Raw genomic sequence first — 14,303 nt, 5'->3', positions numbered from 1 at the left:
GGCTAGCCAGCCTTCTCAAGCGACGCCGCCGGGCTCTTCGTCGAAAGACCGCGCAAGGCGTTGCGGGTCGCGGCTTGGCGTTCAACGGGACCATAGAGGCGGAACAGCCCTTTGGCTTCCACGGCGGGCATATCGATCGAGCCGTCGAGCAGCGCCTTTATCACGGCGGATTCCGTCACGAGGACCGCATCGCCTTTTTCGGGCCCTTTGACATGCGTGGCGACGGTATAGCCGTCGGGTCCGGAAACGAAGCGAGTCCAGAGCATGGAGTCCAGTAACACCAACGCAAAGGATCCCTCTTCGCGACTTGGTGCGACAAGTCGAGCGCCCAGTTTCTGCAAGTTGGAAACGTCGCGCTGGTAGGCGAATAAATCCTTCGCAGCTTTGCGCTGCCGTGGCGGCAGGACGCCGCTACGCTGGGCGCGCCAAACGGCCGTACTGACATAAAGAGACTTCGGAAACACCAGGTTCATGAGCCCGCGCGCCATCGAGCGCGGGTCATGATAGCCGCACGCAAGCGCCGCCTGGCCGGCAAAGACAATAGCGGCCATCAACAAAGCGGCGGCCGCCAGAGGCCTGGTGCAATGCATGATCTGCCGTCCCATAACTCGCTCACCCCTTCGGCGAATACCAGATCGGCGACGTCCAGGCTCTCTCCTGGACTGACGACGGGACGTCCGAAAGCAACGGCAAATCGTTGCGCACGGCATCGTAAGTGGACCAACGTGGCGTCGGTATCTCCAGGACACGCGTGTAGTATAGCGCGTGCTGCTTGGGATCGAACTCGGTATCCGTCCAGCTTCCGATCAGTTCGGCACTGCCGATCGAATTCTCGTAGCGCGCCGTCTTGACATCGACAGTGTTGCCCACGGGTGGCAGCTTGCCGTCGGCGTCTTGTTTGCGCGAACCGGACCAGACGACGTCCACGATCTTTTCCTGTGGCTCACCTTCGTCGTCCACCCAGCCTTTGATGATTTGGATGCGGTCGAGGTTGGCTCCAACAGGGTCCTTCATGGCGTGCACGGTGAAGGTGGGAGCCTCACCCAAATCCTCGAGCGTACCGCCCATGGGGACACCTTGTTTGTAGCCCTCCTTGACCAGCGCTACGGGATCGCTCGAAGTGGCGAGTCCGGGAGCACCGAAGAAACGCACCTTGATGCGGGGACCGGACGTCGCGAACGTCTCGCGCGCCTTCATCGCGTCAAAAATCGCGCCGCGCGTATTCTTCGGCGCCCAAACACCAGTCAGGGCGCCCGGGTTCGAATCTCGGCCCATGATCCAGCCCGCAATATCTTCATCGCGCCGCCGTTTCACCGGACCGTCGGCGCCACCGTGGCTTCCGACATAGTTCGCCTCGGCGACATCACCTGGCGTGCCGTTGTGGCTATCCGTTCCGCCCACGAAACCGAACTTGTAGGGATTAACACCCAGCATCTTGTCGTAGTGAAGCCCCTTGATAGCCGCCCAGCGTACAAAATTTTCCTTTTCGAATGTGCGATCGCTGTAGTTCTGGATGCTGTCGCCGTTCTCGAAATCTGCAAACTCGTCAGCTGGCCAAAGCTTCCGATTCACCTCGGAGTTTGCCTTGATCTGCATCATCTCGATCAGCGGCTCCCATTTGGCGCGGGTGCGCGCGTAGTCGGCATCAATGGGCTCGCCCTTGTTGTCGACAGGCTCGAACATGAAGCCCTTGGACGCATTCGAGTTATGGGGAATGGCGAGCAGCGTGGAGCCGGCCCTCTCCTGCTCCGCCAGCCAGTCCCACAACTCTTCCTCATTATTCGAGTCGACAGCACTGAACGGTAGCCGAGGCACCTTGGTGTCGTGGAAGAACACATTGCGGTGCATGTTACCGCCCTTGGGCGCGGCCGACCATTCAAACGCGGGGATGGTTGTGAACGTGCCCGGCACGTAGTGCAGTTCTGCCGCATCGACCATGACCTTCCAGCCGTTATGTAAGGCGTCGTCTCCCGGATAGAAGTCCGTGTGCTGCGGCGTTGCTGAACGGTTGCTTGATACGACGTATTTCAAGAACCAGGCTTCCTGATCATCGAAGTTGTCCAGACCGCGCAGCTCGACAAGCGTCGGGTTGTCATAGCCGGGAGATCCCTCCACTTGCGCGGCATACATCTCACCGAGAAATTCCGCGTGATCGGTAATTGCCACGAAGTCGAGTGGACGGCCAATGCTGTGCGGCTTGCCGTAAACCGTTACCGCGTTCCCTTTTGCAAAGCGATAGGCATCGTCGGGCGTCAGCGCCTCGCCGCCGATATAGGCATCGAGCGAATACGACGTATGGACATGCTGCTCGCCAAAATAGGCATCCTTTAGGGGGTTCTCTGGAACAGCTGCCTCGCGGTCCGCCAGCGACTGTTCGGCGGCGCCCCTCGCATCATCAGCAACAACAAACGCCGTCAGCAAAATAGCGAAACCGGCGACCTGCGCGACAGCTTTCATTTGGGTTCATTCTTCAATGCCATTTACCCCTTCGGCGAATACCAAATGGGCGAGGTGTACGCACGCTCCTGGGTGGTCATTGGCACCTCGTCAGGCATCTCAACATTGAAGCGCTTGGCCTCGTAGGCAGTCCAGCGGGGCGTTGGGATCTCGATCACCCGCGCGTAGTAGAACGCGCGCTGGTCCGGATCGAAGTCCGGGTCCTCCCATGCCGCGATCATCTCCGGATCGCCGATCGAGTTGCTCCACGTGGCGTTTCCGACATCCACGGTATTGCCAACCGGCGGCAGCTTGCCGTCGGCTCCCGGCTTGCGGTCGTCGCTCCACACAACGTCATAGACCTTCTCTTCGGTCTCCCCGTCGGCGTTCATCCAGCCCTTGACGATCTGGATGCGGTCGAGATTGCCGCTATAGGGATCTTTCGCCGCCGCGACCAAGAAGGTCGGCGCCTTGCCGTCAGGCGCGGCGCTGAGGTCTCCACCCATGGGCACGCCCTTGGCGTAGCCGGCCGTCGCGGGAAGACGCGTGTTGGTGTCATCCTCGTCGAAGTCCCAGCCGCCGAAGAAGCGAACCGTCATGCGCGGCCCCGTCGTCGCGTAGGTTTCTTTCCGCTTCATAGCGTCGAAGATCGCTTCACGCGTGTTCTCGGTTGCCCAGACGCCGGCATAACCGCCTGCGGCCTGCTGCCAGCCTTTAATGGTGAATTTCGGATCCGGCGCCTCGATGACGACATGCTCCCAACGGTGCGGTTCCGGCTCGACACCCGAGTGCTTGCCAAAGAAGTTCTCCTCTTCGACCGCAGCCAGCGAAGTGTGTGCGTCGGTCGAACCGATCATGCCAAACTTGTAGGGGTTCACGCCAAGCGTCTTGTCGAGCTTCAGACCGGTCTTCAGCGCCTCGCGGGCATACTCCCATTGGAACATGTCATCGGTCTTGGCTTCGGTGCCGTTGAGATTCGACTTGTCCCAAGTCTCGTAGTCGGCGAACTCGTCATTTGGTGACAGCATGGGATGTGCTTCACCGTCGCCCTTGATCTGGGTGACTTCGACGAGCGGTTCATATTGGGCCCGCATAGCGGCCAACTCTTTGGTCAGCGGTTGCCCGTCGAACGTCTCGACCCTGAACATGCGCCCATTGCTCAGATTGCCATTGTGTGGAATCGCGAGAACCTCATCGCCTGTTTCCTTCTCGAACGCAGCGAGATGCTTCCAAACATCTTCCGGGTTCTTGCTGTCGAATTGCGAGAAGGGAACGGTCCTGTTGGCGACGCTTGAATCGCCTCGGAAGATTACATTGCGATGCAGATTGTTGCCGCCAATGGCCGTCCATTCATAGCCGATCAGCGCGGTGAACTTGCCAGGGTCATTATATTTGTCGGCGAGCGCCGTGTAGTTTTGCCAAGCATCGCGCACGGCCTTGTCGCTTTTGATGGGCGGCTCGTCGCCCGACAGCGAGCGCACAATCTCCATGGCCGTGTCGAAGGTCTTATCCTTGTCGCCGGCCGACAAAGCGTCGTACCAGCGCTTTCCGGTCTCAGTCGATAGAATCTCTTGGTTGCCGCCCAACAATTGCGGCATCAAGCCATACATCTCGGCGTGATCGGAAATCACTAGAAAGTCGAGCGGCCGGGAGAGCTTGGCTTGAAGCCCGTGTGTGGTGGTGACCTCTTCACCGCGCGCGAAGCGATAGGCGTCCTCTTGACCGATCCGGTTCATGGTACCGGCATCGACGGACACGTCCGTGTGCAGGTGCGTGTCGCCCCAATAAACTTTGGTGGGGAAGTTCCGTCCCGCATAAGGCGAGAACTGGGGCTTGGCGATATCCGCCGTGCCTTCCTTGGTCGGAAGCTGATCGGCCGCTACGGGTGAGACGAGTGCCGTGGCGAGAAGCACGGCGGAAAACGTCGAGGCAACCGAGGGGAACTTCATCGTTTTCTCCTTGAACAGCCGAGGCATTGCCATAGGCGCAGCTGCCTCAGGTTGCATACCACAATCTATGGGTCAGTTTTTCAACTCACGCCACGGAACTGGGGTTCCCCGTGAGGTCCCCAGTCCAAGCTTAAGGTTGCTCGCGTGACGGCGCTTACCCTTTCGGCGTGTACCAAATGGGCGAGGTGTAGGCCCGCTCTTGTTGCGAGACAGGTGCCCCTTCGGGGATGTCGACCCCGAAGCGGAAGGCGTCATAGGTCGACCAGCGCGGTGTCGGGATTTCCAGAACGCGCGCGTAGTAGAAGGCTTTCTGGCCCGGATCGAAATCCGGGTCCGTCCACACCGTGCCGAGCTCCGATTCGCCAATCGTGTTGGAGAACGTGGCGGACTTTTTGTCGACTGTGTTGCCCACCGGCGGCAGCTTGCCGTCTGCGCCGGGCTTGCGGTCGTCGCTCCACACCACGTCGTAGACTTTCTCGTGGGTCTTCCCATCCGCATCCATCCAGCCCTTTATGATCTGGATACGATCAAGGTTGCCGCCGATCGGGTCCTTCAGCGCGTAGACCATGAAGTTGGGCGCCTTGGCGTCGTCAGGCTTCGCCGGCAGATTGGCACCCATGGGCACGCCCTTTTCGTAACCAGCGAAGGCTGGAGTACGGCTGGCGATGTCCTTGTCGGTGTAGTTCCAGCCGCCGAAGAAGCGCACGCCCATGCGGCTGCCCGTCGTGCCATAGGTCTCCTTGCGCGCCATGGCGTCGAAGATCGCCTCACGCGTATTCTCCGGCGCCCAGACGGCCGCAAGGCCAGAGCTCACCTGCTGCCAGCCATGGATCGTGCCGGCATCGGTCTTCATGAACGGATGCGCCATGCGCTCCGGGTTCGGTTCTGCGCCGGAGTGCTTACCGAAGAAGTTGTCCTCTTGCGCCGTCGCCAAGGAAGTATGGCTGTCGGTCGAGCCGATCATGCCGAACTTGTAGGGATTGGTGCCGTGCTTCTTCTCAAGTTGAAGCCCACGCTTCAGCGCGGAGCGCGCATACTCACCGGCGAGCATCTCGTCGGTCTTGGCCTCGGACGCATCGAGATTGCCGATGTCCCAGGTCTCGTAATCGGCGAACTCATCCTCCGGCGACAGGAAGGGATGGGTCTCGCCATCGCCCTTGATTTGCGTTACCTCGTAGAGCGGCTCCCATTTATCGCGCTGCTCCACATAGAGCTTGTCGAGCGGGCGGCCCGTATACTGCTCATCGATTGGGAACATGATCCCGTTCGACAGATTGCCGTTATGGGAGATGGCCAAGACGTCACCGCCCGTGTCGTTCTCAAACTTCTCAAGCCATTTGTAGAGCTCTAGAGGATCGGTGCTGCCAAAAGGCGCGACCGTCGTGTAGGGCACCATGCGCAACGCCTTCTCAGCGCCATCACGGTAGATGACCACGCGATGCAGATTGTTGCCCTTGGCCAGCGAAGTCCACTCATAGCCGATAAACGCGGTGAAACGGCCCGGGTCATTGTACTCCTCGGCTGCATCGACCGTTTCCTTCCAAGCCGACTTATAGGGCTTGGAATCGGGCTTATACTGTAGGGCTTCGGGGAACTGGCCTTGCGAGAAGAGCCCAATCAGCTCCATCGCCACATCAACGCCCTGCCCCGCCTGAACTTTCTCGTACCACTCCTTACCCTTGGGATCGGCGAGGATATGGGGCGCACCGGCGAACATGTCCGGGAAAAAACCCATATTGTCGGAATGATCCGCCACGACGAGAAAATCGAGCGGCCGTGACAGCTTCACCGGTAGTTCGGTCGCCGAGTTGATCTCATCACCTCTGGCAAATTGATAGGCCTCACGTACGCCCAGCCGGTTGCCGAACGAACCTGCATCCATGGACATTGCGGTGTGAAGATGCGTGTCGCCCCATAGAGGCCGCGAGGGGAAGCCGCGCTGCGCGTACGGCGAATAGGTCTTGCCCTTATAAGCGCCGTAGAGAACCTCCTCGCCGTCGGGTGGCGGCGGCACCTGCGCCAATGTAGCCGACGAACCGAACAGTAGAACCGAAGCTGCGGCAAGTGCCACGCGCATACGTTGCGTCATCATGACATGTTCTCCCTTGATCTTCACGCTTTTTCTCCGAGACGTGACAGCGCTTCTCCCAGCGACAGTTCGGGTTCGGGCGGCACAGCCGTCTGTGGCAGCAAAACTGCTAAGTCATCCCGATTGTTCTGATACTCTAGCAACCATCGCCGTCCGAGTCTCGCGAACTTGGCGGCCCGTATCAGTTGTGCTTCGTTGTGGTCTTCGACTAGAGGGTGTTCGAATGTCTGGCTTGGACATCTTTGCCATCATCGTCTTGCTGATTTTGATTGTTGCAGCGATCGCCATCTGGGTCGTGCTGGCGATGCTGCCCGGCAAGATTGCCGCCAAGCGCAACCATCCGCAGGCTGAAGCAATCAACATCGGCGGCTGGCTCGGCGCGATCCTGGGCGGTGTGTTCTGGCCCATCTTCTTGGTTTGGGCCTTTACAAAACCCATCCGCGTCACGTCAGCCGGAGATGCGAAAGCACGCCAGGGAGGCCGCAAATGATTGCCTTCCTGACGCTCTGTTATTTCGGCCTTCTGGCCGTGCTCGTCTGGCTCAAAGTCTTACCCAACACGTTGTGGACTTGGCTCTCCACCCTCGCCTGGATGGTGCTTCTGTTCATCGTGTTGTTCATCCCGATGCAATGGGGCGCACCAGCAGGACCCGCGCGAATTATGACTTACACGGTGCAGATCATTCCCAACGTCGCCGGACCTGTCCTTGAGGTGCCCGTCGAACCGAACCGGCCCATAAGTAAGGGCGACGTTCTTTTCACCATAGATCCCACAACCTACGAGGCCGCGGTAGAGGCTGCGCAAGCCCAGCTCAATTTCCAAGAGACGCGCCTGAAGCAATACGAGCAGCTTGCCAGCACGGCGGCCGGAACAAAGTTCCAGGTCGAGGAGACTGCCGCCCGGGTCAAGCAACTCACCGCGGAGCTCGAGGGGGCGGAGTGGAATCTCAAGGAGACGACGGTGCGCGCGCCTGCTGACGGCTACGTGACGTATGTGGCGCTGCGCCCAGGGCAGCGCGTGGTGACGTTTCCGCTTCAGCCGGCAATGACCTTTATCGACACCTCAAACAAGATCGTCGGCGTGCACATCCAGCAGATCTACCAGCGCCACCTTGAGCGAGGCCAGAAAGTCGAAATAGCATTCAAGACCCGGCCTGGCCGGATCTATAGCGGCAAGGTCGAGGCCGTCTTTCAGGTCACCCACGAAAGCCAAGCGGTAACCGGCGGGACGGTCCCTGCTGCCGAAATCATCCAAGCGGAGCCGTTCTTTGTGCGCATTCACCTGGACGATCCCGATACAAACTTGCCGGCCGGCACCGTCGGCACCGCAGCGATCTATACTAACAGCGCGGCCATGACGCACATCATCCGCAAAGTCATGATCCGCATGGAGTCCTACATGAACTACGTCATTCCTTGGCTGTGACGACAGCGGTGCCCAAACTGACGTGAGATTTATCATTCTGACAATCCAGCGCCTGGCGATTTTTGGCATCGGCGCGCTCAGTGTCTGGCTGATCATCTATGTGTTCGGCTGGGTCGACCGGGGCGTGCCCTCCATCCTGGCGCTCAGCCTCACCTATGGTCTGGCGGCCTATGTCATCCTGCCCTACGCGGTGCGCATGGGGCTGAAAGTCCTCCGGCACGAGCACGTGCCCCGCTACACCATCACGGGTGACGGGCTGCCGGGCGATCCGGTCAATCTCGTGTTGATCGGAACCTTCGATGGGCTGCGTGCCGCGTTCGCAGAAATTGGCTGGCCGGAGGCGGACCCTTTGAACCTCAAGAGCTCGTGGCTCATGGTCCAATCCTTCGTGCTCAACCGCCCCTACCCGACCGCGCCGTTCTCGACGCTCTTTCTATTCGGACGCGGCCAGGACATCGGCTTCCAGCTCCCCATTGGCGATAGCCCGCGCAAGCGACACCATGTGCGCTTCTGGGCCAAGTGCCTCAGTACTGCCGAAACGGTGGATGCCGGGTTCTGGCGCCGCGCCGACCGGCCGGCGGACGGCGAGCGCGCCCTATGGGTCGGGGCCGGCACCAAGGACACCGGGCTCTCGCTCACCCGTCTCACCTTCCAGATGACGCACGCCACGGATTCCGACACCAATGCCGAACGGGACTTTATTATTGCCTCCCTTCGCGATGCAGGAGCGATCCGCGACGAGACAGTGTTCGAGGCGGGCGATGGGCTGACGGCCGAGAAGGTCAACCACTACGTGACGGATGGTGAGGTCGCTGTCGCGCAGTTGCGATAGCAAACGCCGCCCCTCTCGCGTGGAGAGAAGCGGCGTCCGGCTCGTTTCGGCAGGGAGAAGCCGCGAGCGTAAACGTCAACCGCCGATGCGGGCGGTGCCGGTGCGGCCGTCATTGCGCACCCAGCGCACGTTGCTGCCGCTGTTGCTGAGCTTGTAGCAATAGGTCTCGCTATTCATCCAAACGTTCCACTTCTGGCAGAGCTGATCGCCATCGACCCACCACTTGCCGCGGTCCGTGGAGCCATCGCCGCGGGAGATCGCGGCGGCAACCAGGCCCATGGAGCCTTTCATGGTGCCGCGCGAGGAATACTGGATCGGCAGTTCGAAACCGGAAATCTTCAGGAACACGGTCTTGCCGCTGATGGCGTTGCGGAGTTCATCGCCCGAAAGCGTGGTCCCGGCATTGGCGGAAACGGCGCCAAGGGCGAGCGTTGCGACAGTCGCTGCGGTGATAAGAGTGGTCTTCAGCATCGGATCATCCTCCAACTCTGATGCGCCTTCCTCACAAAGGCGCCGGGTTCAATCAGGAGCGGAAGCGATCCCCCCGCTCGTCAGGATGCTGTTTTCTCAAATCCGCGCTGAACCGAAGCTGAGGGCGCTATTCATCTGCCGTTCAGCGGAAAACCTATGAAAAACAGCCAAATATGGCGTAGCCGGCCCCACGCGACGGCTTTGCGCACCGCCGGCCGAACCGCCGAACCTGACAAGTCGTGAGAAAATACGTGCCCACTAGCGCGTGGGCATCGGCTCCTCGCCGCGATAGTCATAGAAGCCCCGCTGGCTCTTCCGGCCAAGCCACCCGGCTTCCACATACTTCACCAGGAGCGGGCACGGCCGGTATTTGGAATCCGCCAGGCCTTCGTACAGCACCTGCATAATCGACAGGCAGGTATCGAGCCCGATGAAGTCGGCGAGTTGCAGCGGACCCATGGGATGATGCGCGCCAAGCCGCATCGCCGTGTCGATGGCATCGACCGAGCCCACGCCTTCGTAAAGCGTGTAGACCGCCTCGTTGATCATCGGCAGCAAAATGCGGTTGACCATGAACGCCGGGAAATCCTCCGACACGGCCGTGGTCTTATGCAGCGTCTCCACAAAGTCCTTGGCCCGGCTGAACGTGACGTCGTCCGTGGCGATGCCGCGGATCATCTCCACCAGCTCCATGACCGGCACCGGATTCATAAAGTGCATGCCGATAAAGCGCTCAGGCCGATCCGTGGTCGCGGCGAGACGCGTGATCGAAATTGACGACGTGTTGGTGGCGAGTACGGCGTCCGGTTTGAGGAACGGACACAGCGCGACGAAGATCTTGCGCTTTACGGTCTCGTCTTCGGTCGCGGCCTCGACGACCAAGTCTGCCTCGGCAAGCCCCTCATACTTCTCGGCGAAGGTAATGCGGCCGAGCGCCTTATCGCGTTCTGCCTCGGTGATCTTTCCCGAAGCCACTTGGCGCGACAGGTTCTTCTCGATGGTCGCAACCGCGGCGTCGAAGCGCTCCTTCTCAAGATCGTTGATCGCCACGTCGTAGCCGCCTAGCGCCACAACGTGAGCGATTCCACGACCCATCTGGCCTGCGCCAACAATGCCGACTTTCTTGATGGGCTCCACTTTAGGCTCCTGCTTCGCGGTCGGCTCGGGGTAGAGCTCCGAACCTTGCACTATGTCGTCCATGGCGCTCTTCCTGAAGCCGGCTACTCTCCATACCCGGCCTTCTTCAGCTCCGCGTCAAGCTCCGGCAAGACGGTGAATAGATCCCCGACCAGCCCGTAATCGGCCACTTGGAAGATCGGCGCCTCGGCATCTTTGTTGATGGCGACGATCACCTTGGAGTCCTTCATGCCCGCCAGATGCTGAATGGCGCCTGAAATGCCAACAGCGATGTAAAGCTCCGGCGCCACGACCTTGCCGGTTTGCCCCACCTGATAGTCGTTGGGCATGTAGCCGGAATCGACGGCGGCGCGCGAGGCGCCTATGGCCGCGCCAAGGCGATCCGCGATCGGGGCGATGAGCTTTTCGAAATTCTCGCCCGAGGCCATGCCCCGGCCGCCTGAAATCACCACGCGTGCCGATGTAAGCTCCGGGCGCTCGCTCTCGGTGATGTCGGCGCCGACAAAGCTCGATGTATCGTCGGCATCGGCAGCCGCAGTCGTCTCCACCTCGGCCGAACCGCCCTCGCCCGTCGCAGAGAACGCCGTCGTGCGCACCGTGCCGACCACAATCTTGTCGGAGGTCTGCACCGTCTCCAAAGCGTTGCCCGCATAGATCGGCCGCACAAATGTGTCCGGCGACTTGACTTCGATGATGTCGGAAATTTGGCCAACGTCCAAAAGCGCAGCAACGCGCGGCAGCACGTTCTTGCCCGTGGTCGAGGCCGGCGCGAGCAGCACCGTGTAGTTTTCCATCAGCGGCAGGATCGTGGCCGCGGTTTCCTCGGCCAGGCGATGGGCAAGCTGCGACGAATCCGCCAGCAGCACCTTCCGCACGCCTTCGAGCTTGGCGGCCTCGTCGGCGACTGCCTTGCAGCCCTCGCCCGCAACCAAAATATCGACATCGCCGCCGAACTCGCGGGCGGCGGTCAGCGCCTTCGCCGTGGCCGGCGCCAGCGTCGCATTGTCGTGCTCGGCGAAAAGCAGCACCGCCATTAGAGCGCCCCCGCTTCGTTCTTGAGCTTGTCGACAAGCGTGGCGACGTCATCGACCGTGATGCCGGCCTCGCGCGCCTTGGGTTCGGCGACGGAAATGACCTTCAGCCGGGGCGCGACGTCAACGCCAAGCTCTTCCGGCGAGGTCTCGTCGATCGGCTTCTTCTTCGCCTTCATGATGTTGGGTAGCGAGGCGTAGCGCGGTTCGTTGAGGCGCAAATCCGTGGTGATGACCGCCGGCTTGGACAGCGCGACAGTCTCCAGGCCGCCGTCGACTTCGCGGGTGACCTTCACCTTGTCGCCGTCAAACTCGACCTTCGAGGCGAACGTGCCCTGCGGCACACCAAGCAGCCCGGCCAGCATCTGCCCTGTCTGATTGCAGTCATCGTCGATGGCTTGCTTACCGAGAATAACGAGATCTGGCGTCTCTTTGCCGACCACCGCCTTCAGAACCTTGGCCACGGCGAGCGGCTCGACGGTCTCGTCGGTCTTGACCAGGATGGCGCGGTCCGCCCCCATGGCCAGCGCCGTGCGCAACGTATCCTGCGCCTTGGCGCCGCCGACAGACACGGCCACGACTTCGCTCGCCTCACCCCGCTCCTTGATGCGAACGGCTTCCTCGACTGCGATCTCGCAGAATGGGTTCATCGACATTTTGACATTGGCCAAGTCGACGCCGCTGCCATCGGATTTAACGCGGACCTTGACATTGGAATCGATGACCCGTTTGACGGGTACAAGAATTTTCATCCGGCTTTAAATGTCCCCCGCAAGGGTTGGAAAACCCCCAAAAATGCCACCATCTCGCAACTGCGAAATGGCGGCGACCGTACTGCCCGGACCGGTTGAAGTCAATGGTTCCAGGGGTTTTCCAGAGGCGGCTCAGGCCCCGCCTCGCGTGCGATCGAACAGGATCACGCCGCGCCGCCGCATGAACAGGATCAGCACCGCGCCGGCCACCAAGCCGCCCACATGGGCCCACCAGGCGACGGCATCCTCACTCTGAAACAAGAGGCTGGCGAACTGGATCAAAATCCAGATTCCCAGCGCCCAGGCGGCGGTAATCCTGATGGGAATGCGCCAAAGCGCCAGCACCCAGACCTTCACCTTGGGATGCAGGATCAGATAGGCAGCGATGACCCCGGCCACGGCCCCGGAGGCGCCGATCAACGGCAGGTCCGAATGGGGCATCATGAGGATGTGGGCGGAGGCGGCGAATATCCCGCACATCAGATAGAACATGATGAAGCGCACATGCCCCATGGCGTCTTCTATATTGTCGCCGAACACCCACAAGAACAGCATGTTACCGATCAGGTGGATCCATCCGCCATGCAGGAACATGTAGGTGATGAGCGTCAGGCGCTCCGGCACCATCACCGCGCCGGTGGCGAAGAAGGCTGTCTCACCGCCAGCATTTGCCAAGAGCTGCGCGGGCACCACGGCAAACGCGGTGACATCCTCCTCGGCGAGCGGAATGAACCACCCCGTCTGGAAGATCGCGAAGACGGCGACGTTGAGGGCGATCAGCCCCACCGTCACATATTGGAAGCGGATCTTCTTGAGTGGGTTGGTGTCATGAAGAGGGACGAACACGGTTGCACCGCCAATCCGTCACTGGTTCTTGCCTGGCACCCAAGTTACATCGGAGGCGCCTTTGTCGTTGGCGTAGCGCGCGGCAACGAACAGGAAATCCGAAAGCCGATTGACGTAGCGGATGGCCTGCTCACTCACCGGCTCGTCCGGGCGCGAGGCCAGCGCGACCACCAGCCGCTCCGCCCGGCGCGACACGGTGCGGGCCAGATGCATGAAACTGGCGGCCGCCGTCCCACCCGGCAGCACAAAGGACCGCAGTGGCTCCAAAGACGCGTTCATCTCATCAATCTCCGCCTCCAACCGCGCCACCTGCGCATCGCTCACGCGTAAGCTCGGCTTGCCGTCCTTCGTCTCCTCGGGAAAACACAGATCCGCGCCCAGATCGAACAGATCGTTCTGGATGCGTGCCAGCATGACGTCGAGTTTGGGGTCGGCGTTGCGGGTCTGCGTCCGGGCCAGCCCGATGACGGCATTGGTCTCGTCGATCGTGCCATAGGCCTCCACGCGCAGGTCGTATTTCGCCACACGCTCGCCGGTGCCCAGCGCCGTGGTGCCGTCGTCGCCGGTGCGTGTGTAGATTTTATTGAGGACAACCATGGGACCCGCCCTGCTCTCAGGCCCGCAGAACGCAAACCCGGTCGTTAATCTAGCGTAGCGGGGCCTTGAGGCCGGTCAAGCCTTCGTTATCAGCGCCTAGCGTTGTCCGGCCAAATAGACCACTGCCATGACGATCAGCAACGCAACGAGCTGAAGGAGCACGCGTGCGCGCATCAGTTTTTGGCTGAGATTGGGATTTCCCCCGCGCAGCATGTTCAGCAGGCCCAGCACCAGCACCACGGCCACCGCGGCCAGCGCGAACGGCAGTACCCAACGGAGTACGTCTTCCAATTCAAATCTCCTTGGCGCCAATTTAGGAGGCGCGACAAGACTTTAGTTCCTTGCCGCCACCACGTCGAGCGCGCGCGCCGGCAGAATACGCCGCAGAAAGGCCGCCGCATATGTCGGAAACGTCACGTAATAATGTGCCTTCGGCCGGGCCGCTTCCAAGGCGTGGACCAGCTTTTTGGCCACGGCTTCCGGCGGGAGCTTGCGGGTGTGCTGCCCGCCCTTCTCCATTTGCGCCATCCGCGCCCGATAGACTTCCCGGTACGGCGTATTCTCGATATCCACGTTGCGCCGGTAGGCCTCGAGCGCGTGCTCGATGAAGCGCGTGGCGATCGGCCCCGGCTCGATCAGGCAGACGTGAATTCCGGTGCCGGCCAACTCAATGCGCATCGTATCGCCGAGCGCCTCGATGGCGAATTTCGAGGCGCAATAGGCCCCGCGATAAGGCGC

General features: G+C 61.0%; 15 protein-coding genes. 3 read left to right on the top strand and 12 right to left on the bottom strand.

What is annotated here, in order from left to right; translation table 11 throughout:
- Positions 1–2: 2 nt before the first annotated feature.
- From ABY454_RS03330 to ABY454_RS03315, 4 genes are all read right to left on the bottom strand, one after another.
- Complete coding sequence (locus ABY454_RS03330; protein WP_372928756.1) at positions 3–590, bottom strand: hypothetical protein; 588 nt, start codon at positions 588–590, stop codon at positions 3–5.
- Between the two features lie 22 nt (positions 591–612).
- Positions 613–2,457 (bottom strand): DUF3604 domain-containing protein, encoded by a 1,845-nt coding sequence (locus tag ABY454_RS03325; protein ID WP_372928755.1) that lies wholly within the window; start codon positions 2,455–2,457, stop codon positions 613–615.
- Between the two features lie 23 nt (positions 2,458–2,480).
- The gene (locus ABY454_RS03320) at positions 2,481–4,385 is read right to left on the bottom strand and encodes a DUF3604 domain-containing protein (RefSeq protein ID WP_372928754.1); all 1,905 of its coding nucleotides are present in this window, start codon (positions 4,383–4,385) and stop codon (positions 2,481–2,483) included.
- A 154-nt stretch (positions 4,386–4,539) separates the two neighbouring features.
- Positions 4,540–6,474 carry a DUF3604 domain-containing protein gene (locus ABY454_RS03315; RefSeq protein WP_372928805.1) on the bottom strand — a complete coding sequence of 645 codons (1,935 nt, stop codon included), beginning with the start codon at positions 6,472–6,474 and terminating at the stop codon, positions 4,540–4,542.
- A gap of 223 nt (positions 6,475–6,697) precedes the next feature.
- Here ABY454_RS03315 and ABY454_RS03310 point away from each other — a divergent pair, with 223 nt between their 5' ends.
- The 3 genes from ABY454_RS03310 to ABY454_RS03300 are packed head-to-tail and all read left to right on the top strand — an operon-like array spanning position 6,698 to position 8,731.
- Complete coding sequence (locus ABY454_RS03310) at positions 6,698–6,964, top strand: DUF3302 domain-containing protein (protein WP_372928753.1); 267 nt, start codon at positions 6,698–6,700, stop codon at positions 6,962–6,964.
- Entirely contained in the window at positions 6,961–7,899 is a 939-nt protein-coding gene (locus tag ABY454_RS03305) for an HlyD family secretion protein (RefSeq protein ID WP_372928752.1), read from the top strand. The genes ABY454_RS03310 and ABY454_RS03305 overlap by 4 nt, the downstream gene beginning before the upstream one ends.
- Positions 7,900–7,921: 22 nt before the next feature.
- The gene (locus ABY454_RS03300) at positions 7,922–8,731 is read left to right on the top strand and encodes an LssY C-terminal domain-containing protein (RefSeq protein ID WP_372928751.1); all 810 of its coding nucleotides are present in this window, start codon (positions 7,922–7,924) and stop codon (positions 8,729–8,731) included.
- 75 nt (positions 8,732–8,806) lie between these two features.
- Here the strand turns inward: ABY454_RS03300 and ABY454_RS03295 are convergent, their stop codons facing one another.
- From ABY454_RS03295 to ABY454_RS03260, 8 genes are all read right to left on the bottom strand, one after another.
- Positions 8,807–9,202, bottom strand: a complete 396-nt coding sequence (locus ABY454_RS03295; RefSeq protein WP_372928750.1) for a hypothetical protein — start codon at positions 9,200–9,202, stop codon at positions 8,807–8,809.
- A 258-nt stretch (positions 9,203–9,460) separates the two neighbouring features.
- Positions 9,461–10,402: a 3-hydroxybutyryl-CoA dehydrogenase gene (locus ABY454_RS03290; protein ID WP_372928749.1), complete on the bottom strand. Its 942-nt coding sequence runs from the start codon at positions 10,400–10,402 to the stop codon at positions 9,461–9,463.
- 20 nt (positions 10,403–10,422) lie between these two features.
- Positions 10,423–11,373 (bottom strand): electron transfer flavoprotein subunit alpha/FixB family protein, encoded by a 951-nt coding sequence (locus ABY454_RS03285; RefSeq protein WP_372928748.1) that lies wholly within the window; start codon positions 11,371–11,373, stop codon positions 10,423–10,425.
- The gene (locus tag ABY454_RS03280; RefSeq protein ID WP_372928747.1) at positions 11,373–12,122 is read right to left on the bottom strand and encodes an electron transfer flavoprotein subunit beta/FixA family protein; all 750 of its coding nucleotides are present in this window, start codon (positions 12,120–12,122) and stop codon (positions 11,373–11,375) included. The genes ABY454_RS03285 and ABY454_RS03280 overlap by 1 nt, the downstream gene beginning before the upstream one ends.
- Positions 12,123–12,254: 132 nt before the next feature.
- Positions 12,255–12,968 carry a rhomboid family intramembrane serine protease gene (locus tag ABY454_RS03275; protein ID WP_372928746.1) on the bottom strand — a complete coding sequence of 238 codons (714 nt, stop codon included), beginning with the start codon at positions 12,966–12,968 and terminating at the stop codon, positions 12,255–12,257.
- Between the two features lie 18 nt (positions 12,969–12,986).
- On the bottom strand, positions 12,987–13,565 hold the full coding sequence (locus ABY454_RS03270; RefSeq protein ID WP_372928745.1) for a cob(I)yrinic acid a,c-diamide adenosyltransferase: 579 nt from the start codon (positions 13,563–13,565) through the stop codon (positions 12,987–12,989).
- A gap of 96 nt (positions 13,566–13,661) precedes the next feature.
- Positions 13,662–13,856, bottom strand: coding sequence for a twin transmembrane helix small protein (locus ABY454_RS03265; RefSeq protein WP_372928744.1), 195 nt, complete (start codon positions 13,854–13,856; stop codon positions 13,662–13,664).
- 42 nt (positions 13,857–13,898) lie between these two features.
- On the bottom strand, positions 13,899–14,303 hold a 405-nt coding region (locus ABY454_RS03260; RefSeq protein ID WP_372928743.1), incomplete at its 5' end, for an SDR family NAD(P)-dependent oxidoreductase.

Source organism: Methyloceanibacter sp. (assembly GCF_041573655.1).
In the GTDB taxonomy this organism is placed as follows: Bacteria; Pseudomonadota; Alphaproteobacteria; order Rhizobiales; family Methyloligellaceae; genus Methyloceanibacter.
The sequence above is the reverse complement of the archived record's forward strand: the minus strand, read 5'-3'. Positions and strand labels throughout refer to the sequence as shown.